This window comes from Nostoc sp. FACHB-110 (assembly GCF_014697425.1).
Lineage (GTDB): Bacteria > Cyanobacteriota > Cyanobacteriia > Cyanobacteriales > Nostocaceae > Nostoc_B.
In genome coordinates, this window is the sequence record NZ_JACJRU010000004.1 from 260,796 (window position 1) to 281,934 (window position 21,139).

Consider the following 21,139-nt stretch of genomic DNA (forward strand, 5'->3'; position numbering starts at 1 on the left):
CTGAAAAAGTTTGCTTTACTCAATAATCTCTAAACGTTCGCTATTAACTAGCGGATAAATGTATCATTAATGTATAAATAACATAGAATTGCGTAGTTATTGCACCATAATTAGGTTTATTTAAGAGGAATTCAGCTATGACTCAAGCATTACGCAAGGTAGTTACATTCGATGAATTCGTTGCGAACTATCCAGATGATTCAGGTAAACATTATGAACTACACGATGGAGTGATTGTTGAAATGCCACAACCTACAGGCGACCATGAAGCTATTATCGTTTTTTTAGTCCAGCAATTTACTTTAGAATATAGTCGCCTTAGTCTACCCTATGGCATTCCTAAAACTGTAATAATCAAACCAAGTGAAAGTGAATCTGCTTACTCTCCAGATGTGCTATTACTAAATCTCCCAAATTTAGTAAATGAACCACTCTGGAAAAAGCAATCTACTGTTAGTCAAGCAGCATCTATTCCCTTAGTGGTTGAAGTTGTCAGTACAAATTGGCGTGATGATTATCATAAAAAATATGCTGACTATGAGGAAATGGGAATTCCTGAATATTGGATTGTAGACTATGCCGCGTTAGGTGGTAGAGAATACATTGGCAAGCCCAAACAGCCTACTATCTTAGTGTGTTGCTTGGAAGATGGTGAATATCAAATTAACAAATTTCGCCAAGGCGAATCTATTCAATCACCCACTTTCCCTGACTTGAATTTAACAGTTGAACAGATTTTTCAAGCAGGAGGCACAATATAACCTAAAACTCATCGGCACTATTTACTTCTTCATTACGTCAGTTGCCATAATCAGCTAAATCTGCATCAATTTTATTGGTGTAGCGATTTGTTATAAATTAACCTTATATTTTCTAGATAAAAACTGATTAATGGCAACTAAGAAAAGTCAATCAATTAATACTTGGGTAATTAAATTATCAAATATATTTAAGCAATTTCCTTTCATCCGCATCAGCTGGCGTGTAATTCGGCGTTTGCTCCCAGTGTTGTTTGCTGCTTCATTTACTGCTGTGGTGCTGCTAGGCAATTTCACTCCTGTAACTGCTCAAATACCTACCCCACTTCGTCAAGAAATTCGCGGTGTTTGGTTGACTAATAATGACTTCGACATTATGAGACATCAAGCCAAAGTGCAAGACACAATGGCTAAATTGCGGCAGTTAAACTTTAACACTGTATATCCAGTTGTTTGGAATGATGGTTATACAAAATATCCCAGCGCAGTAGCACAACAGCAAGGCATACCTTTTTTCTTCAAGGGTGCAGAAGGACAAGATGTAATTGCTGACATCATTAGTCAAAGCCGTCGTCAAGGGTTACTAACTATACCTTGGTTTGAATTTGGGTTCATGGCTCCCTTAACTTCAGAACTCGCCTCAGCGCATCCAAATTGGCTAACACAAAAGCAGGATGGGACTCAAACTTCAATTACAGCAGCAGGGGAAGTAGCATGGCTAAATCCTTTTCACCCAGAAGTGCAAAAATTTATTACTGACTTGGTAGTAGAAATTATCACCAAGTACAATGCTGATGGGATTCAATTTGATGACCATACAAGTTTACCTGTGGATTTTGGTTACGACAGTTATACAGTCAAACTATATACAGAAGAAACTGGCAACCCACCTCCGCCTAACCCCCAAGCTCAAGCATGGGTGCAATGGCGAGCCGATAAAATCACTGCATTCATGCTGCAACTTAATCAAGCAGTAAAAGAGCGAAAGCCTAATGCAATTATCTCTGTTTCGCCTAATTACTATGACTTTGCTTATAAATTTCAACTGCAAGACTGGCTGAACTGGGTACGTTTGGGTATTGTTGATGAGCTTGTGATGCAAGTTTATCGTAACGATTTAGAAGCTTTTACAAGTCAAATTATTCGCCCAGAAATTGTCGAAACACAACAATATATACCTACTGGTATCGGTATTATGACGGGGTTACGAAATCGCCCTGTTTCTATGCAACAAATTCAATCTCAAGTTCGTACAGCACAACAACGCGGTTTAGGTGTGGTGTTTTTCTACTACGAAAGTCTTTGGGATATTGCACCAGAACCAGTGGAGCAGCGTCAGGCTGGGTTTTTAGAAGTTTTTGCTAACGCTGCTTTGCGAGATACTTCGCAATTTACTCGCCGAAATCCGACATTTGATACATTAACAGTACCTTTATATCCAAAAGGTTCCATTGCTCAACCAGGGCGCGGCTATTTTTTAGAGATGTCTGTGGCTGGTGGCAAGCCAAGACGTGTGTTATTAGATACAGGTTCAGCAGGTTTAAGAGTTCCCAAGGAGTTTTTAGGGAATGCTCCTGTGCAGAAAACTGGTCAAGTTGTTAAGGAAGTTTTGAGTGACGGGACTATTTTAGAGGGTGAGTTAGTTTATACCAACTTTAGGATAGGTTTTATTACCACTCAAGAACCTATTCCCGTGCAGGTTGTAACTAGCCGTAAATGTACTCCCCAAAAACCGAATTGTTCTGCAAAAGGTGGGGCGGCTTTTTCTGGTATTATCGGTGTCAATTATTCGGAAAAGGCACTGCCTTACAACCCGTTGAGAAAATTACCGGGAAATTTAAGTAATGGGTTGATTGTGGCGGGTAATGGTAGTTTAACTCTTGGCTTAACCCAACAGAATACAGCAGGTTTTAAGATGGCTGCTTGGAAACAACAACCTGCGATCGCTAGTATACCTGGCAATAGATGGGATTCTCGCATCAGTGGAGTTTGTTTAACTATCGCTGGTAGTGCTGTGAAAAATAACTGTAACAGCAAAATGCTTACTGATACTAGAGCGAGAAATGGTTTTGTTGAATTTAAATCGGCGGCTGTTGCGGGTAAACTCAAATCAGGCCAATTAAGCTCTGGAAATGCACTGAAATTATCTATACCTAGCGTTTTGGATTATAGTTTAGTGCCAGGAAACCGGGATGGGTTTAATTTATGGAGTGTGATTATTTCTCCGCAAGCTGAAAATCCGGTGTTGGTGAATAGTGGTCTGGGATTTTTTGATAAGTATGATGTATTGTTTGATGGTGTTAATGGACAAGAGGGTTTTCGGGTGAGGAGTTAAACGCAGAGGAGCGCGGAGAGAAGTTGCGTGCGGGGGTTCCCCCCGTTGAGCAAACTTCGGTGGGGAAGCGCAAAGTGACGCGGAGTTTTTAGAGCCATTTTTTGGGGTTTAGTTGATAGTAATTTTGTAATAAGTCATAGAGGGTTGGATGATGGGAGGATAATTGCTGAGGTTTTTCAAAGAAGGTTTCAGTAGCTACTGCAAAAAATTCTGCGGGGTTTGTTGCACCGTAACTATCAATTATGGTGATGGCATTTTGTTCAATATCATGACAAAGTTTTTGATATTCTGCTGTCATGACTTTAGACCAAATTGGATAGTCTGATTTTTGCGCTAAGATGGGTACTCCTTCGGCTTTTCCATCTTCTTGATCTAATTGGTGGGCGAATTCATGTAAAACAACGTTATGCCCATCTTGCCAATTTTTTGTATCTCGTTGCACCTGTTCCCACGATAAGATTAGTTGGTCTCTACTCCATGATTCGCCTAACCTGATATCTTTTCTTTCTTCAACAATGTAATCACTAATGGCAACAGTTTGATTGACAAAATAGGCACTGGGATAAATTAAAATTGAACGTAGTTTAGGAAAGTATTCTCCTCGCTCGTTGAGTAAGAGTAAGCAGGCGAAAGAAGCAATAATTAGTTTCATTTCTTCGGTGACTTGCAACCCTTGACAACCAATGAATTGTTTTTCTGTGAGGAAGACTTGAATATGTCCTTGCAGCCTTCTACGTTCATCAGGGGAAAGATGCAGGTAAATTGGCAGATTATTTTCGATAATTGCACTCCATAGAGGCGGAAAAGTCCGTTTTTTGATTTGATTGCGGCGTTGTTTAATAAGGATGGGACTGATGAAAATAGCAATAACAATCAGCCCCAGAATGAGAAAGATAAGAATTACTGCACCCATTGATTTTTCATGACATTAGTCAGGAATATTGCTACTGGGAGTTAGTATAGCGATCGCCGCTATCATGTTGTTGAATCTCAGGTACACAAGTACCGTAAAATTATCACTTATCCGGCATCTGCTACCTTTTAACACCCATGCTTTGCGACTATTTGGTACAAATATTGACTGCCCGTGTATATGATGTTGCCCAGGAATCACCACTGGAATATGCCCCAAATCTTTCTGCCAGACTAAATAATCAGCTGCTACTGAAGCGGGAAGATATGCAGTCAGTATTTTCTTTTAAGTTGCGGGGTGCTTATAACAAAATGGCTAATTTACCGCCAGATTTGCTCGCCCAAGGTGTGATTGCGGCATCGGCGGGAAATCATGCTCAAGGTGTGGCTTTATCAGCTAGCCGCTTGGGTACGAGGGCAATTATTGTCATGCCTGTGACTACACCCCAGGTAAAGGTGGATGCTGTTAAAGCTAGAGGTGGCGAGGTGGTGCTGCATGGTAATACCTATGATGATGCTTATGCTTATGCGCGGCAACTAGAAGCAGAAAAAGGCTTAACCTTTATTCATCCCTTTGATGACCCGGATGTGATTGCTGGACAGGGAACCATCGGTATGGAAATTTTACGGCAATACCAACAGCCGATTCAGGCAATTTTTGTGGCTATTGGTGGCGGTGGCTTGATTTCGGGCATTGGGGCGTATGTGAAGCGGTTGCGTCCAGAAATCAAGATTATTGGTGTGGAACCTGTAGATGCTGATGCGATGCACCAATCTTTAAAAGCTGGAAAGAGAGTGCGTTTGTCCCAGGTGGGGTTATTTGCTGATGGTGTGGCAGTTCGGGAAGTGGGAGAAGAAACCTTCCGTCTGTGCCAGGAATATGTGGATGACATTATTTTGGTAGATACGGATGCCACCTGTGCGGCGATTAAAGATGTATTTGAAGATACCCGTTCTATTTTAGAACCTGCGGGGGCATTGGCGATCGCAGGTGCGAAAGCCTACGTCGAACGTGAGCAAATCGCAGGGCAAACTTTAGTAGCCGTTGCTTGCGGTGCTAATATGAACTTTGACCGACTGCGGTTTGTGGCTGAACGCGCCGAGTTAGGCGAACGCCGCGAAGCCATCTTTGCAGTTGCAATACCTGAAGAAAGGGGTAGTCTGCGTAAATTTTGCGAGTGTATTGGCAACCGCAATTTGACTGAGTTTAACTATCGCATTGCTGACGAACAAGAAGCTCATATTTTTGTCGGTGTGCAAATTCAAAACCGCGCTGACAGAGCCAAAATGGTAGAAGCTTTTGAAAATTGCGGTTTTAAAACTATCGATTTGACCGATGACGAACTTACTAAATTACACCTACGTCACATGGTTGGGGGACATTCTGCCCTCGCCCACAACGAATTACTTTACCGCTTTGAGTTTCCTGAACGGCCGGGGGCGTTAATGAAGTTTGTCGCTTCTATGAGTCCTAACTGGAATATTAGTATGTTCCATTACCGCAATAACGGTTCAGACTACGGGCGCATTGTGGTAGGTATGCAAGTACCACCCCACGAAATGGAGGAATGGCAAGCATTCCTCGATACTCTGGGCTATCAATATTGGGATGAAAGCAATAACCCTGCTTATAAACTATTTTTGGGTTAGCTGTATTTAAACATTCGCCTGTTGACGCTGATAGAGAGACCAATACAAACCTTGGAGTTGCAACAGCTGTGTATGAGTACCGCGTTCTGCAATTACGCCTTGCTGCATCACCAAAATCATATCAGCCCGCTTCAAGGGAGCGAAACGGTGAGCAATTAAAAATACTGTGCGATTTTCCGAGACTCGTTGCAAGTTTTGGAGTACTTGCTGTTCTGTCTCACTATCTAAGGCAGAAGTCGCTTCATCTAATATCAAAATTGGCGCATTAGACAAAAACAACCTCGCTAAAGCAATGCGTTGTCTTTGTCCCCCCGACAAAGCCGTACCCCGTTCACCGACATTGGTTTCGTAACCGTAGGGTAACTGACTAATAAAGTCATGGGCGACAGCTAACCGCGCCGCTTCTACTACTTGTTCGGCAGTAATATTGGGATTTCCGAGGGTAATATTTTCTAAAATCGAGCCGTTAAAGAGAAAATCCTCTTGCAGTACTACCGCAATTTGTTGGCGCAACGAAGCTAAATCAGCACTCTTAATATCAAAACCATCAATTAATATCCGCCCTGATTCAATTTGATACAAGCGTTGCAACAGCTTTGAAAGGGTACTTTTACCAGAACCGCTACGTCCAACTATGCCAACAAACTGTCCTGGTTGCACATCAAAAGTAATCCCTCGCAACACTGGTTCGGTATTGGCTTGGTAGCGGAAAAATACTTGCTCAAAACTAACTTGTCCTTTCAGTGGTGGTAAAACTAACCCGGTTCCGGCTTCGGCTTCTGGGGCTGTGTTGAGAATATCACCAATTCTATCTACCGACAGCAAAACTTGTTGTAAGTTCTGCCACAACTGCACTAAGCGCAATAATGGGGCTGTGACCCTGCCAGATAGCATTTGAAATGCTACTAACTGTCCAATAGTCAGTTTTTGTTCAATTACTAATTTTGCCCCTACCCACAAAATTAGTAAGGTAGAAAAATTAGTGAGAAAATCGCCAATATTACTACTAATATTTGATGTGGTGGAAGCTTTGAAGCCTGTACGAATAAATCGGGCAAATAATCCTTCCCAACGTTCTCGCGCTACAGGTTCGGCTGCATGGGCTTTGACAGAATGAATACCTGTAACTGTTTCTACCAAAAACGATTGACTATCCGCATTGCGGTTAAAGGTTTCATTTAACCAGTTGCGTAAAATTGGCGTGGCGACAATTGTTAAGGTAGCAAATAACGGCAATACCGCCAAAGCCACAAAGGTTAAGGGGATATTGTAATAAAACATCAATGCCAGATAAACTACGGCAAAGATGCTGTCGAGAATCACAGTTAAAGCTGTACCTGTGAGGAATTGCCGAATTTGTTCTAGTTCTTGCACACGGGCAATGGTATCACCGACGCGCCGCGATTCAAAATAAGCTAAAGGCAAGCGCATCAAGTGACGAAATAACTGTGCCGATAAACTTAAATCTAAGCGTCTGGCGGTGTGGGTAAAGATAAATAGGCGCAAAGTCCCCAGTATCGCTTCAAAGCAAGCAATGAACAATAAAGCGATCGCCATCACATCCAATGTGGGCAAACTTTCCTGTACCATTACTTTATCGATGACGACTTGGGTAATCAGTGGCGTACCTAAACCCAACAGCTGTAACGTCAAAGAAGCAAGTAAAACTTCTCCTAATAATTTCTTATATTTCCAAACCGCCGGAATAAACCAACTCAGATTAAATTTTTCTTGCTGAGAAATTAATTCTACTTGCCAAAATTGCCCATCCCAGGCGATTTCCACTAATGACTGCGGCAGGCTTTCACAAGTTGCTTGGGGATGATAAGGGTTAGCAATAATTAGGCGTGAACCTTTTAAGGCATAAGCAACTACCCACGTTGGTTGGAGTTGATTTTCACTTTGCCACAACAACAAGGCCGGGAATGAAAGGCGTGGGAGTTCTTCCCAAGTTACTTGCAGTCTGCGTAAGACTAATCCTAGTTTTTCGCCCGCTTCCACAATATGCTTCGGGCTTTGTCCGCGCAGTTGTCGCTGTACCCACTCTAATTGCACCGGGTTGTCTAGGTATTGCGCCACCATTGCCAAACAAGCTACGGCGGTGTTGCTGTGGGCAATAAAAGGATAGTTGAAGGTTTCTGGGGCAGGCTTGAGGAGTTCTTGTAGTGTAGGTTGGGAAAGTTCAGTCTCAATTGTAACTGATGGTAGCGGTATTTGTGGTTCTAAGGTTAGGGGTGCTGAATTTGATGCGGCTGGATGTTCTGTGTTTGCGCCCAAGAAAAATTGTTCAATTTCTGGGGTACTAAATTCTGCCCATAAGGCACTATTCCAACAAGCAACGATAACTTCTTTACTGGCGGCTACGGCTTTATAATCTACAGGAATTTTGGCGAGATCGCCAAACCAATCTCCAGTTTGCAAGGCGGCTAGAGCCAGGCTATCTTCTTCTTGTCTGAGTCTGACTTTGCCTGTGATGATGTAATATTGATAGCCCCGATTTTGCGTTGACCAGATTTTTTCTCCTAGTTGATAATTCTGGACGCTTAGTTGCTGTTGGAGTTGGGCTTTTTGTTCGTTACTCAGCCAACAGAATGGTGCTTGATGCCACGGAATTTCTACTTGGGCGTGATGATGTGTATTGTCGCTTACAGTTTGACCGTCAGCTTTTGAATTTTCTCTGCTAGCCATTGTTCAAACAACTCGTTTTGTAGTGCAAGTTTTAGTTGAGTATCTTCTAAAGAAGCTGGGAGGAATTTTTCGACTCGAAACAAACCATAACGCGCTTCTAATTCAATCGGCCCGACTATTTGTCCGGGGCTGGTGATATCGATGACGGCTCTAACTTTATCTGGCATACTGCCACGACTAATGGCTCCCATCATGCCGTTCATCCAGCGTTCTTCGGATTGCGAATATTCTTTGGCTAGTTGTTCAAAACTGGCTCCTTCTTCAATTTGGGTTTTGAGTTCTTCACCCAGTTCTTGGGTATCAACAATGATCCGGGAAAGAATTACACGGTCTAAATATATTTTTCTCTCAATAAAGTATTCGTAAATTCTTGGTTCTGTAACTATATTTTTAAGTTTTTCTATTTTGAATCCCAAGCTAATTGATGCTTGAAATGAAAGATAATCTGTGCCGTTTGCTTGTAACCATTGTTGAAATATTTGTGGTTGGGTAAGTTGGTTTTGTAGGCGAAAGTCGATAATTGCTTGTTCTGTTAAACCGGGGTTGATGTCTAAATCATTTCTGGTTTTGATTTCTTGTTCAATAATGTACTGACGCAGGATTTCACCAATAAATTGTGAAAGTTTGCCTGCGGCTTGCAGATATTTTACTGCCTCTTGTTTTGTTATTGCCTGTTCATTTACTATCAGTAATGGTAAAGATTCCATGAATTAACCTAAGAAAAACGGACAAAATTTCATAATCTAGAGCAATGTTACTTGATTCAAGATTAAGATTTATTTAAGCTTAATCAGAGCATTAAGCTATGGCAACTCCACGCCTGGGTGCTGCCTGAAAAGATTTGTAAATTGACGCATGAAGGTTAAGCAACAAAGATTGTACAGAGCCAAGCAAACAATATTGCGGCGATCGCACCAATTAAGGTATTTAAAATATTGACTAATTCATTCGTTAGCCAAGTATATTTAGTTTGCAGTGTTGCTCCAATTACACTTTCTAAATTTGTCGCAATTAAAGCCGCTAAGATACACCACACAATTCCAAGTAAGTCTATCAATCCTACCGCCCAGCCAACGCAAGCGAGAGCAATTGAGGCAACTACACCAGCTAAAGTGCCTTCTAAACTGACTGCGCCTTCTGTACCACGCGGTACTGGTTGCAGTGTCGTAATTAAATAAGTGGTTTTACCGTAGGCTTTACCAACTTCGCTAGCCGAGGTGTCAGACAATTTGGTGCTAAAACTCGCTACATAGCCTAACAACAACAAATACACAGGACTGGGAACTATAGACTGGAAATTGGCTCCTGCAAATCCTAACTTTATCACTCCTACACCTAAAGCACACAACGCTCCTGTTAACGCCGAACCCCAGACATTTTCCGGGCCTCTTGCGCCAGAACGTTTTTCTGCTATACCTTCTGCTTCTTTCTGTGCCATCCCAACGCGAGTTACTCCTGAACCAACCAGGAAGTAAAACATAACTACTAGGTATCCTTGCCAACCTAATGTTCCCCAAATCAATACACCCAGCACCCAAGCGTGAAATAGTCCGGCGGGGGTGAGCAGTTTTTTAGGAGCAAACCAAGCTAAACCCAATAAAGTTGAGTTTAATCCTACTCCCACTAACCAAGGATTTGCAGAGTCGATTGCAGGTAACATCAGCAGTGAATCACCAGTAGTGTCGTCATTGCCAGCATATCAACAGAATAACCAATTTTAGACCCTGGATGTTTAATCTCTGCCATTCTAAGATTGCATAGATCCTATTACTTTTACTGGCAATCAGGGCAGAAACAGGCAAGACCAAGCATAAATTTTTTGCTGCGATCGCCACCAAACTATCAGCTACAGCATAATAAAACTGTGTTCTACTTAACTCAAAAGGGTTTTTAGTGCCTAAATTGGAGATATGACAGGGAATACTTGATCAATCATCTAAATCCTTCTACTCCCGACTCCCCATTCCCTGCCCCCACGATTACTTTAAAAATCAAATAGGATTGCTATAACAACTATAAAATCTCGTCAAAACAATATATGAGTCAACCTATATTTCATTTGGCTTTCCCTGTCAGTGATATCCAACAGACGAAAGCATATTATGTGCATGGTTTAGGCTGTATTCCTGGCCGAGAAAGTCCTCATGCTTTAATTCTGAATCTCTACGGTCATCAACTAGTAGCGCATACTACTAAAGAGCCGTTAACAAAACAACGAACTATTTATCCTCGGCACTTTGGTTTAATTTTTACTCAAGAAAGTCAATGGGAAGAATTATTAACTAAAGCCCAAAAGCATCAACTTTTATTTAGAGACGAAGCCAAAGACCGTTTTGTTGGTTCGCCTTTAGAGCATCGGACTTTCTTTCTAGAAGATCCTTTTTATAATTTGATGGAATTTAAATATTATCGCTACCCAGAAGCTATTTTTGGTAGTTATGAGTATACCCAAATTGGCGATCGCTAATCCCTTTTATGGGTTCTGCTAAAGCAGTGGCTACTGCGGCTATACTTCTAGAATCAGTTAACATCCAAGGGTGCGAGGCGACAGGAATAATTACTTGTGTACCTAAGGGCATTTGCGAACTCTTAGCTGGCACAATCATTAAATCGTAAGGTGTCCAAATTGATGTAAAGTTTAGTTGCTTTAACATCACAGCATCAGCATTTAAATCTTTGAGAAAATCACTGTTAGGACGCATTTGCAAACAACCAGGCCGCCAAGAACCATAAGCAATTACAGTTCCATAATGTGGCGATGCAATAGTTATAAATCGCTGCACGCGCTCAATTCCGCCCAGTCGCTGAACATAGTAACGACTGACAATTCCTCCCATACTGAAGCCGACTATATCTATAGTCTGTTCTGGGTCAAAGTGAGTGGCAACATAATCAGCTACTTGCTGTGCCAATACATCTAGACCAACATCACCATTATTGGGTACTAAATTTAGCGCATATACAGGCCAGCCCTTCTGTGTGAGATAATTCCTCATCTTGCGAAAGACAAATTCTGTGTCGCTAATACCATGCACTAATAAAACCGGGTTGTACTGTTGACTGATAGAGTTCATTGCTTGAATTTGCTTGTATACGTCTGTCAAAAATCTAGCTAAGATATGTTGCGCTCTGCCAAACCGCTATGACACTGAAGCCACTGGCTCAGAATTTATGCACAAAGTTGGTCTGTGGAGACTGGGTTTAGGGGTGATGTAAGTACCACTTTTAAAAACCTACACTGTTGAGGTAGGGGTGTAAGAGTACAGGGAACTTCCAGAAAATATTTATCTAAAGAGATTTATTAATTTTTGTTAAGCAAACTTTCATAATCTTGCTTATAGTAACAGTAAAATTTAATAATGAATCTTGATTATGTATGGGCGGCAAGTGCCTGAAAAATCACAGATATTTGCTCTGTAGTTTCACTAAAGCGTTGTCATAGTACTAAACTATAAAGCTAGTCACGGTAATAGTACGGCGCAAAAAAATGTAGCATTAAGCTGCAATTTTTAACAATAGGTTCAAATTTACAAATATAGAAGGCAGGAGAAATTCTAATGTCCGGGTTGATCAAACTTATCAAAAATTTAATTGGTGGGATTTTAGGCTTTGTTACAGGGTTGTTACCTGGTAAGAAAAAAGATGGCGGTTACTACTTACAACTAGATGAAAGTGGAGAAGTCGTCGAACCTACACCAAAGGCAGTAGAAGCAGCGCAACCAGCAGCTGCGACAAATGGCACAAAAGCGACAGCACAACCAGCAGAAGAAACACCTGCACCTGTAGCTCAAACTGAGCCACAACCAGAGAAGAAACCTGCGCTGGCGACCAAAGCAGTCAAAGCTAAGGCATCTAAAAATGGCAAAGTTGAGCCAGCAGAACCCGCAAAAGCTCCTGCTGCTGTTGCTGCGGTGAAAAAAGAACCAACTGAAACTACATTTGCACCAAAATATTTAATTCCTACTTCTACGAATGGCCGTCGCCGTCCTGGAGCAAATATGAGTTCTTTCTTAGACATGGCAAGTCAAGTAAAAACTCCTAGCCAAGCTCAGTAATTCAATTTTCATTGTTAGCGATCGCCTAGCATTTATTAAACACCAATCCGCTATACAAATGAAAAGCTGCATCCCAGTTAGTCTGCTCTCTCCGAAACAGATGAATATGGGGTGTAATGTTGTTTAAAAGCTCGGTTTCATCCACAATTGTCTCGGCAAAAGGTGTGAAATCTGACCAAATTTTAACTTGTGGTAGCTGCTGTTCTAGCCAGTTAAGTACCTGATTCCAGTTAATTCTGATGGTATTGTGACTTGCTTGAACAGCTATTTCTAATCCTTGCTGAAATTGATAACTGTTGTCGGAAAGTCTGAGAATACAACGCCGCTCAGGAATGTGTAAATCACAAAACTGGGCATAGTCTTGAGTTTGGGTTTTGCGTTCAAGTTGGTGTCGCGCATTCACATCTACCACTTGTTCAAAAATTGGTAACAAACCCACCACTCTTGCTTGCACTTCTGACCAACTAAAGGAGAGAGAACCAAGTTGATTTTCTTGGTTGCGACAAATAACTGTAGCTTGTTGAGTAGATTCAGAAAAATACTCGACTTGAAAAACTTGGATTTGCTCAATTGCGGCTATTGATACCCAAAAACAGGGAATTTCAGCTTGCTGTAGTTGCTCACCATAATATTTTAGTTCACCTATTGCCCCAGAACGGTAGAGTTTCCAATGCCGAGTTGGGAGTAATAACCTGGCTGTGTAAGCATCTAGCTGCATGATTTGAGCTAATTTTGGTGCAGCGATGGCTTTGAGTTCGTTAGGTATTGGCTCTAAAAGTAATATGCCTGGTTCTGTGCTGTTAGGTTCGGCTGTAGCTTTAGCTATCGCTCTTTGTCTGGTTTCTTGCTCAATTTCTTGCAGACGTTGTAAGCCTTGACGTGTTTGTGTGACTATTTTGCTATTAGTTGTACTCTGCAACAACTGACGATAGATTTTTTCTGCATCTTGGTGTTTGGCAGATACTTCATAAAGTCTGCCGACATAAAATTGCACCCAAGGATTGTCTGGTGATTCTTTGACTAGTTGTTGCAGCAATTTGGCAGCAGTGTGATAATCTTTACGCTCAAAAGCGATCGCAACCTGCTCAATCATGGTTTTTTCCTGCATCCCCGCGTGTGTGTTTTGGTTGGAGCGATATATATCATTTATACTTCATAGACTGCGGTAACTATGGATAAAGCCACAATGGGAGCAGTCACAGCGCGGAGAATGCGACGACCGAGGGATACAGCTTGAAAGCCAGAAGCGATCGCAATTTCTACTTCTTTTTCTGTCCAGCCGCCTTCGGGGCCTGTAGCAATAATTAGTTCTTGGTCAGTGGTTATTTGTGCTTTGTGGGATAAGCAATTAATTAGATGAGGATAGTTACCCCGCGCCTCACATATATACTTTTGACCATTGACCGTTGACTCTTGACCCTTGACCATTGAAATAAAGTCCACTGGTTCTAAAATTGTGGGGACAAAAGCCCGTTCTGATTGTTCGGCGGCTTCGGCGGCGATGCGTCGCCAGCGTTCCAGTTTTTGGGGGCTGGGATGGAGGAGAGTGCGATCGCTAATTACCGGAGCAATACAAGTTACACCTAATTCCGTACAGTAGCGCACCACTTCATCGAATCCATTGCCTTTGGGCAAAGCTGCAACCAACGTAATTGATACTGGTAATTCTGTTTCTACGGAGAGCGTTTCTAAAATCTGAGCTTGTTCTGTGGCTAACTGCGCCAACCACCATTTACCCAAACCATCCATTGCAATAAAACGATCGCCTTCACGCAAACGCAACACACGCCCTAGATAATGTAGTTGCTGGGGTGTAAGTATAATTTGGTCTTGTTGAAATTGAGCAGGGGCGATCGCAATTCGTTGGAGTTGAGTCATGAGTCATGCTATATCAAGTGTATTAACACGATAAATGGTGCGATCGCATTTACCCAGGACTTACGCACAAAGATTATCTATGGAGATTGGGTGTCAGGGTGAAAGGGTATGGGGTGTAAGGATTTTGAATTAGTACACCCCTATACCCCTACACCCTAAATCAAGGTTTTTGGGTCATAACGTAAAAAACCTACCCCTGTCAGCACCCCACCCCTTTGGGCTGCTCAGATTCTCATGATAATGCCGCATCAGCAAGATACTGACACGGCAGCTAGGCAGTGGATGAATAGTTATGCTTTGGCTGGAGATTTTTTATGTTTTTTGGCAAACGAAACTGTACTTAAACCTGCCAAAGTTAAAATTCCTAAAACAGAAGTGGGTTCAGGAACCTGAGCCGCCGTTACGCTAATTGCGTCGATGTAAGTACCCAAACTATTGGATAATTCACCAAAGTTGTTGAAGCTTAGACGGGTTGTGGTACTGGTTGCCACCAACTCATAAGTGTATAGTCGCCAATTAGTATCGCTCAACCCAACACCACTAGCACTGAGACTATCTACTAAAGTGCCGCCCCAGTTAATGTTGAGCAAGTTTTGAGATACACCAGGACGAGGAGAAAAAGCAAACTGTAACTGATACTTTTTACCTATTTCCGTTGTTAAGTCTTGGAAAATCCCTGATACGGCTCTGCTATCCAATTCTACAAGTTGCGACCCATCATAAGCCTTACCAGCAGCATTATGCTGAATTTCGATAGGGCCTGGAGAACCAGTTAGTAAACTCCATCCTGGAATAGACGAAAAAAACTGGAAATCACCCGAAGGAATGACAGGTTCTTCAAAACTAGAATTAGTTACTAGATTGACTGCCGTAGCTGGTTTAGTCGCCAGTGTTAAGGGTAATAAACCCAAAGTAAATGCAGCACCGATCTGGGAAAATAAGATTTTGGGTGATGCAGTTATCTGACTAAAAAATTTATGCCCCGGAAAATTATTGTTTGACATTTTTTACTATTAAGTCTGAGTAATAGTAACTGTGCTTACGTATTTTTATACAAACATTACCTTGTTTCCTGGGTAATTTCATAGTCTATTTACCAATTCTTTATATTTAACTGGCAAAAACTCCATAAAGTATCTTTAGTTCTCGTGGAGAATAACTAGTCTGCTAATAACACAACGCTTCTATATTTCGTACACTTTTTTCAATGTATGCTGACTAGTACAACAAGGCAAAAGTAAAAAGGCAAAAGTAAAAAGAAAGAATAGCGATACCACAAGCCTTTTAGCAATTTTTTATGGTCTGTTTATTTACGCCGACTTGTACTAGTACAACGCGGTGGAAATTAAAGATACCATTTCAAGTTAGTGAAAAACTTGTGATATAAGCTTTTTTACTTTTTACTTTTGCCTTTTCACTTTTTACTTTTGCCTTTTTACTTTTTACTTTTGCCTTTTCCTCGGTTTAAAGCATGAGTTAGAAGTCAATTTTCCTCATACTTCCTAACTCATGCCGTCAAAGAGCAACTATAAATCTTGAGATAAAGGACGACCAGATATCACCATAAATCCCATAGAATCAAGTTGAATTTCTGGTTGGATAATTCCTTTAACAATAGCAGCTTTTAAAACACCTTCTATTTTCAGTTCTTCTGCTAAAGTATGATCCCAAGTTTGGCTATTTAAGCGTAGACGTAATTGCTCAACTCTTTGGCCTAATTTCTTGTCGGCAATTTGAGCATACTGCTGACATAATTGCCTAAAATCTGGACGTTCGGTGAGTAATTGTTTAGATATATTACCTGCTTGATAGCAAACATTCTGCCAATTATCAGGAGGAATAAAATTATCAATTACCTCTAAACGCTCTTTAGCGAGATTGTAATCTTGCACCCCATGATGATTTTTGTCTTTCTGATATGGGTGTTGTAAGATATTCAAAATTAATTCATCTTGAACATCACACAGTGCTTCAGAACTAGCATCAACAAAAATTGTTTTGATAAATGGGGGAAATAGAGCATCAACTCGCCTTTTTAAGATGTTGTATTGGGAATTATCGAGTTGATAATCTGTAATAACTTGCTTGATATGTTTGAGATCAACTTCAACCAAATAATTACAACGAAAACCAAACCACTCTTTTTTTGGTTCACTTTCCCAAGATGAGTAATGTCGCCAAAGTGCAAAGGCTTGACCTCTATCATCCCATTCTATATAGCTAGAGACTGTATCTATTAATGCCTCTCCAATGCGGAAAAGTTTGATACCTGAATTTTGGTTTGCGACTCGACGATTATAAGTGCCAAATTGGTTGATATTGCTGCTAGCAAAGCGAGTTTTTAATTCATTTGCCGAAACTAAAGTATATTTACTCGCTTGATAGTGCTTCACATCTGCTAAATCTGGATGATAAACTGATTTAAATTTTAAGGCGTTATCAATCCAGCCTTCTATCGAACGCTTAATTTCATTATGATTGCTATCATAATTATCTAGCTCTTGAAAATAGGTATTCTCCTTTTCTGACTCGTTAATTGGGGTGGGGGAATTCTCAGTTTTGATATTTGACTGGGCTTGAGCCAGTTCTTGTTGAATTGAGGGAATTAAGTTTAATAAACCACTAGCACCTGACTTAAATAAGGCATTTTCTAAGTCTGATAATTTCTGATGCAATTGGGAACCTGCTATTGATTGAGTGAAAATTGAACATCCATCTTTTAATAGCTGATACCAAGCAGCATGAAGACTATCTTCTAAATCAACCCCCACTAACACAGTAAAATCAACATCTTTGACTCGCCCAATTCTATCAAACCTGCCAATTCTTTGTTCGAGGTTATGGGGTAGCCAAGGAATATCAAAGTTAATGAACCAATCCACAAATTGGAAGTTATGCCCTTCTTGGGCTGAAGCATCACAAACTAAAATAAAGCACTGAGAATTACTTTGAAACTGCTTTAAATTCTTTTCAGTTTCTATCCAAGGTTGTTCTGAATGATGAATGGCAATGCTTTGTGCGCCTAGAGTTGCTGATAAAAGACGAGCTATTTCTTGGCAAGTTTGTTTAAAGTCAGTAAATATGATGATTTTTGGTAAATAATCACCAGGAATAGGTCTTTGAATTCTTTGTTTGATTCTTTCGGCTAGTTGGTTAATGTTGCTGCGGAATGATTGCAAACCAAAAATTTCTGACAGGCGATAGAGCAAAATAATTTTGAGTAATTCCAGGCGATCTCCATCTTCTGAAGGTTGATTTATCATCTGGCGTAGGGATGTTAAAATCTCTTCTTCTCCAGTAAATTTAGGAGCTTGAGTTAAGAAATTGACATCATCATTGCTAAATTCTTTAGTCAATGCGGGATGACGAATTCCACTCAGACGCGCTGCAATTACTTGCTCTAAAATGCCTAACCACGTACCCGAGGCTAAGAACAAAAGCAGAAAAATTCGCTGATAATCTTCTTGTTGAGGAGCAGCATTACGCCATTTTTCAATTAGTTCGTGAATATCAGGCGATCGCTCATCTAAATCATATTCTTCTTTAGGGACAATATTCCGACTAAATATTGCATCTTCTACGGCAGCACGGCGATTACAAAGTACTCGATGGCTGGATGGATTTAAACTTGTCAAATCATCCAACTTATAAATTGTTGGCTCTAGTAGATGTAGCATTACTAGCAAATCTTGGTCATTTTGGAGAATTTGACTAGCAGATAATAATAGTAACCTTTCACTTTTTTGAGCTAAATGTTTATAAGATGCAAATCGCTGGCGCAATTCCAAGTCTGGAGAATTAGCCATTGCCGCAATATGATGAGCTTCATCTAAAATTAGTAACCCAATACTTGCTTTTGGGTTGATTTTATGCACATCATCATAAGCCAACACAACTACGCGTTTCGGAAAATGCGAAAGATAAAATTTATCTTCTAATTCTTGTTTCCATTGTTGTAATATTTTTCCTGGGACTACAACTACTGCACCTTTTTTTGGTTCATCGAGCAAATATTGACGCAAAATTACGCCAGCTTCAATTGTTTTCCCCAGTCCAACTTCATCTGCTAATAAATAACGTTGAATGGGGTCTTCTAATACGCGCCGAATAACTTCAACTTGATGAGGATAAAGATTAATATTAGCCGAAAGTAGTCCGGTCATCCCTAAACTCACAGCCCGTTGCTTGACTAAACATTGGACTAAAGCTAACCTTCGATCATGCAAATAAGGTGACTCATGACCTTTGATAGCTAAAGTTTCAATAGGGTCTTTGATTGCTAAATTACAACGGACGTAAATATCTTGTTCCGCTATATTGATTGAATTCTTATTTGGCAAATCAACTTGATATTTTTGAATATCTTCATCCCAAATAAAAATTCTGCCAACTATCCATTGATCTTTGTCTTTTAATTTGATGTAGCATCGAGTCTGTTGCTTCAGCATAACTGAAGATAAAGACTGTAATGGTAAAGTTTTTTGCAAGCGTTGTCCTATGGAGCATAAATACTCAACAACGACATTGCTATAAGAGATTTCCACAACTTTACCTATCCCCAAAGTATTATTCGAGGACTCTACTAGTGAGCCGAGCTTAATCATAGTTTTAGTCCCCTAAATACTCCTTCCTAAACCTTGTAAAACTTCTCTAAAAATTTTGCAGAATTTCAATTGTAGCTGTTTTTGTGAGACTGTAGCAGCTAAGGGATGCAAACCTGGTAAATTAGCACGGCTAAACCAAGATTTTGTTGAATTACAGTTTCGGTTTGACGAGCGATCGCTTATAGGTTAACCTGATGTGGGTTGTTAGTACGCTATTTTATCAAGTTGCCAGGTGATTGGGGTTGAATTCAAGCATGAACTACAGCAAATCAGTCAGGGAAAATTGCCGTAGACGATCAAGTTCTTGCAACTTAATTTTTTCAGCGTAAAATGCTTCATAATAAGAGCGCTCGCGTTCTGGTTCTGCATCTGCGTCAGTGGCTTGCCAAAGTTCTAAAAAGTGACGATAGCGTTTTTCGCGCAATACTCTTTCCATACAAGCAATTGCCGCTTGCACAACTTGAGGAGTCCGCAATATTTCTTTTTTACTAGTCTCGTTTAAATGAAATAAATGAGAGATTAATTCAATTTCGTCTGATAATTCTAAATATATATCTTGCAAATTTGAGATTAAATTAATTTGCTCATTTTCTAATTCTAAAATCTGTCGCCACAATAAACGATGGTGCGACAAACTAAAATCTAAATTGCGTTGTTCGAGTTCGTCAATAATTGCTTGTCGCTGTTCGGGACAATGCAAGTAAATCCGCAGTAATAAAGCTTCCGCCTGTTCTAAAAGACTGCGTTCTGTTTTATTAGCTGCAGATGAAGTTGATTTTTTACTCCCCCATTCTTTTCTGACAGGTGTTGGTTGAGAATACGCAGTTGTCGTTGGGGAAATTTGCGTTAGCAGATTTTCAACTCTTAAAGGTATAAGTCTTGTATCTCCTAAACTGAGAATTTCGGCGCAGTGAGAAACGTAATAGTTACGCGTATCATTATTAGCTATATTTTTCAGTAATTTTACTATCTGTTGCGTTACTTGCTGAAAATCTGTTGCCTGTTTTAAGTCGCTGTCTTTGGTGATTTGTTGAATCTGCCAATCTAACCAAAGCGGCGCATTCTTCAACAATTGTTGGTATTCTTCTGTACTGTGGCTATGCAAATATTCATCCGCATCTTTGCCATCGGGGATATTCAGAATTTTAAGTTGGACTTCACCTTTGTAGGCTAAATCTGCAATTTCGCCGATCGCCCGTTCCGCGGCATTTGTCCCAGCTTTATCGGCATCAAAATTGAGAACTAACTGTTTTGAGTCGGTATAGCGTAATACTAACCTGACTTGATCTAAGCTGAGGGCAGTACCCAGAGAAGCAACAGCGTTGTTAATCCCCGCCGCATGAAGAGCGATCGCATCAAAATAGCCTTCTACCACCACAGCTTGGTCAAGTTGGGAAATCCCGGTTTTGGCTTGGTCGATGGCAAATAAGGTTTTCCCTTTATTAAATAATTCAGTTTCCGGTGAATTGAGATATTTTGGCTGTTCGTCAGTCAGAGTTCTGCCACCAAAGGCAATCACCCGCCCTTGGATATCACGGATGGGAATCATCAAGCGATCGCGGAATACATCATAATAACCGCCGCCTTCTTTGCGGGGCTTAATTAAACCCGCCTTTTCCACCAACTGCACTGGATAATGCTTATTTTCCACCAAATATCTATACAGCGTTTCCCAACCTGCGGGGGCGTAACCTAAACCAAACTGCCCAATTGTTTCGGTTTTTAGCTGGCGATCGGATAATAAATACTGCATCGCCTTTTGTCCTTGGCTTTGTCGCAGTGCGTGTTGATAAAAATTGGTAGTCGCCGCCAGCACCTCATATAATTGTTCGCGCAAAGACAACTGCTGCTGTAATTGTTGTCTTTGTTCAGGCTCTAGGGTTTGCACAGAAACTTGATAACGCCGCGCTAAGTCCAACACGACTTCTGTAAACGACTGCTTACCCAAGTCCATCAAGAACTTAATCGCATTTCCCCCAGCTTGACAGCCAAAGCAATAATACATTTGCTTAGTCTGGCTGACTGTAAAACTAGGACTCTTCTCACTATGAAACGGACACAACCCGACAAAATCTTTACCGCGCTTGCGTAAAACTACGTGTTCTGATATGACATCCACAATATCAGCACGCTGTTTAATTTCCTCAATTGTATCTGGGTGCAAGCGGGGGGTTTGCATATCAGTTAACAGTTAACAGTTAACAGTTAACAGTCAATAGTCAATACAATGGACTATTGACCATTGACTGCTCATAACTA

Annotated in this window: 15 protein-coding genes; 5 read left to right on the forward strand and 10 right to left on the reverse strand. The window is 40.8% G+C overall.

Features of this window, described 5'->3' with window-relative positions; translation table 11 throughout:
* The first annotated feature begins 137 nt into the window (after window positions 1-137).
* Both H6G69_RS06890 and H6G69_RS06895 read left to right on the forward strand, forming a co-directional pair.
* Entirely contained in the window at window positions 138-761 is a 624-nt protein-coding gene (locus H6G69_RS06890; protein WP_190683629.1) for a Uma2 family endonuclease, read from the forward strand.
* A gap of 130 nt (window positions 762-891) precedes the next feature.
* Window positions 892-3,093 (forward strand): family 10 glycosylhydrolase, encoded by a 2,202-nt coding sequence (locus H6G69_RS06895; RefSeq protein ID WP_190683633.1) that lies wholly within the window; start codon window positions 892-894, stop codon window positions 3,091-3,093.
* 88 nt (window positions 3,094-3,181) lie between these two features.
* Here H6G69_RS06895 and H6G69_RS06900 read toward each other — a convergent pair whose 3' ends face one another.
* Complete coding sequence (locus H6G69_RS06900) at window positions 3,182-4,006, reverse strand: M90 family metallopeptidase (protein ID WP_190683636.1); 825 nt, start codon at window positions 4,004-4,006, stop codon at window positions 3,182-3,184.
* A 137-nt stretch (window positions 4,007-4,143) separates the two neighbouring features.
* Here H6G69_RS06900 and ilvA point away from each other — a divergent pair, with 137 nt between their 5' ends.
* The gene (gene ilvA / locus H6G69_RS06905; protein ID WP_190683639.1) at window positions 4,144-5,655 is read left to right on the forward strand and encodes a threonine ammonia-lyase, biosynthetic; all 1,512 of its coding nucleotides are present in this window, start codon (window positions 4,144-4,146) and stop codon (window positions 5,653-5,655) included.
* 6 nt (window positions 5,656-5,661) lie between these two features.
* Here ilvA and H6G69_RS06910 read toward each other — a convergent pair whose 3' ends face one another.
* The 3 genes from H6G69_RS06910 to H6G69_RS06920 form a co-directional block, all read right to left on the reverse strand.
* Entirely contained in the window at window positions 5,662-8,343 is a 2,682-nt protein-coding gene (locus H6G69_RS06910) for a peptidase domain-containing ABC transporter (RefSeq protein ID WP_190683642.1), read from the reverse strand.
* Window positions 8,301-9,050: a peptidylprolyl isomerase gene (locus H6G69_RS06915; protein WP_190683645.1), complete on the reverse strand. Its 750-nt coding sequence runs from the start codon at window positions 9,048-9,050 to the stop codon at window positions 8,301-8,303. Before H6G69_RS06915 ends, H6G69_RS06910 begins: the two co-directional genes overlap by 43 nt.
* Before the next feature lie 155 nt (window positions 9,051-9,205).
* Window positions 9,206-10,003, reverse strand: coding sequence for a TIGR00297 family protein (locus H6G69_RS06920; RefSeq protein ID WP_190683648.1), 798 nt, complete (start codon window positions 10,001-10,003; stop codon window positions 9,206-9,208).
* Window positions 10,004-10,381: 378 nt separating this feature from the next.
* On the opposite strand from H6G69_RS06920, the gene H6G69_RS06925 reads away from it, so the two are divergent.
* Window positions 10,382-10,810, forward strand: a complete 429-nt coding sequence (locus tag H6G69_RS06925; protein ID WP_190683650.1) for a VOC family protein — start codon at window positions 10,382-10,384, stop codon at window positions 10,808-10,810.
* Here H6G69_RS06925 and H6G69_RS06930 read toward each other — a convergent pair.
* Window positions 10,767-11,417 carry a triacylglycerol lipase gene (locus tag H6G69_RS06930; protein ID WP_190683652.1) on the reverse strand — a complete coding sequence of 217 codons (651 nt, stop codon included), beginning with the start codon at window positions 11,415-11,417 and terminating at the stop codon, window positions 10,767-10,769. The genes H6G69_RS06925 and H6G69_RS06930 overlap by 44 nt on opposite strands.
* Window positions 11,418-11,900: 483 nt before the next feature.
* On the opposite strand from H6G69_RS06930, the gene H6G69_RS06935 reads away from it, so the two are divergent.
* Window positions 11,901-12,398 (forward strand): hypothetical protein, encoded by a 498-nt coding sequence (locus tag H6G69_RS06935; RefSeq protein ID WP_397326894.1) that lies wholly within the window; start codon window positions 11,901-11,903, stop codon window positions 12,396-12,398.
* A gap of 25 nt (window positions 12,399-12,423) precedes the next feature.
* Here the strand turns inward: H6G69_RS06935 and H6G69_RS06940 are convergent, their stop codons facing one another.
* The 5 genes from H6G69_RS06940 to dnaG form a co-directional block, all read right to left on the reverse strand.
* Complete coding sequence (locus tag H6G69_RS06940) at window positions 12,424-13,491, reverse strand: tetratricopeptide repeat protein (protein ID WP_190683655.1); 1,068 nt, start codon at window positions 13,489-13,491, stop codon at window positions 12,424-12,426.
* Between the two features lie 53 nt (window positions 13,492-13,544).
* Entirely contained in the window at window positions 13,545-14,276 is a 732-nt protein-coding gene (locus H6G69_RS06945; protein WP_190683658.1) for a 16S rRNA (uracil(1498)-N(3))-methyltransferase, read from the reverse strand.
* Window positions 14,277-14,566: 290 nt separating this feature from the next.
* On the reverse strand, window positions 14,567-15,280 hold the full coding sequence (locus tag H6G69_RS06950) for a DUF642 domain-containing protein (RefSeq protein WP_190683661.1): 714 nt from the start codon (window positions 15,278-15,280) through the stop codon (window positions 14,567-14,569).
* A gap of 522 nt (window positions 15,281-15,802) precedes the next feature.
* Entirely contained in the window at window positions 15,803-18,880 is a 3,078-nt protein-coding gene (locus H6G69_RS06955; protein WP_190683664.1) for a helicase-related protein, read from the reverse strand.
* Between the two features lie 259 nt (window positions 18,881-19,139).
* Window positions 19,140-21,059, reverse strand: a complete 1,920-nt coding sequence (gene dnaG / locus H6G69_RS06960) for a DNA primase (RefSeq protein WP_190683667.1) — start codon at window positions 21,057-21,059, stop codon at window positions 19,140-19,142.
* Between the last annotated feature and the right edge of the window lie 80 nt (window positions 21,060-21,139).

Bases quoted from the DNA above. Each gene is read 5' to 3' on its own strand.
- H6G69_RS06890 (WP_190683629.1), top strand. From the start codon at position 138: ATGACTCAAGCATTACGCAAGGTAGTTACATTCGATGAATTCGTTGCG.
- H6G69_RS06895 (WP_190683633.1), top strand. From the start codon at position 892: ATGGCAACTAAGAAAAGTCAATCAATTAATACTTGGGTAATTAAATTA.
- H6G69_RS06945 (WP_190683658.1), bottom strand. From the start codon at position 14,276: ATGACTCAACTCCAACGAATTGCGATCGCCCCTGCTCAATTTCAACAA.
- H6G69_RS06900 (WP_190683636.1), bottom strand. From the start codon at position 4,006: ATGGGTGCAGTAATTCTTATCTTTCTCATTCTGGGGCTGATTGTTATT.
- ilvA (WP_190683639.1), top strand. From the start codon at position 4,144: ATGCTTTGCGACTATTTGGTACAAATATTGACTGCCCGTGTATATGAT.
- dnaG (WP_190683667.1), bottom strand. From the start codon at position 21,059: ATGCAAACCCCCCGCTTGCACCCAGATACAATTGAGGAAATTAAACAG.
- H6G69_RS06915 (WP_190683645.1), bottom strand. From the start codon at position 9,050: ATGGAATCTTTACCATTACTGATAGTAAATGAACAGGCAATAACAAAA.
- H6G69_RS06935 (WP_397326894.1), top strand. From the start codon at position 11,901: ATGTCCGGGTTGATCAAACTTATCAAAAATTTAATTGGTGGGATTTTA.
- H6G69_RS06940 (WP_190683655.1), bottom strand. From the start codon at position 13,491: ATGATTGAGCAGGTTGCGATCGCTTTTGAGCGTAAAGATTATCACACT.
- H6G69_RS06930 (WP_190683652.1), bottom strand. From the start codon at position 11,417: ATGAACTCTATCAGTCAACAGTACAACCCGGTTTTATTAGTGCATGGT.
- H6G69_RS06925 (WP_190683650.1), top strand. From the start codon at position 10,382: ATGAGTCAACCTATATTTCATTTGGCTTTCCCTGTCAGTGATATCCAA.
- H6G69_RS06950 (WP_190683661.1), bottom strand. From the start codon at position 15,280: ATGTCAAACAATAATTTTCCGGGGCATAAATTTTTTAGTCAGATAACT.
- H6G69_RS06910 (WP_190683642.1), bottom strand. From the start codon at position 8,343: ATGGCTAGCAGAGAAAATTCAAAAGCTGACGGTCAAACTGTAAGCGAC.
- H6G69_RS06920 (WP_190683648.1), bottom strand. From the start codon at position 10,003: ATGTTACCTGCAATCGACTCTGCAAATCCTTGGTTAGTGGGAGTAGGA.
- H6G69_RS06955 (WP_190683664.1), bottom strand. From the start codon at position 18,880: ATGATTAAGCTCGGCTCACTAGTAGAGTCCTCGAATAATACTTTGGGG.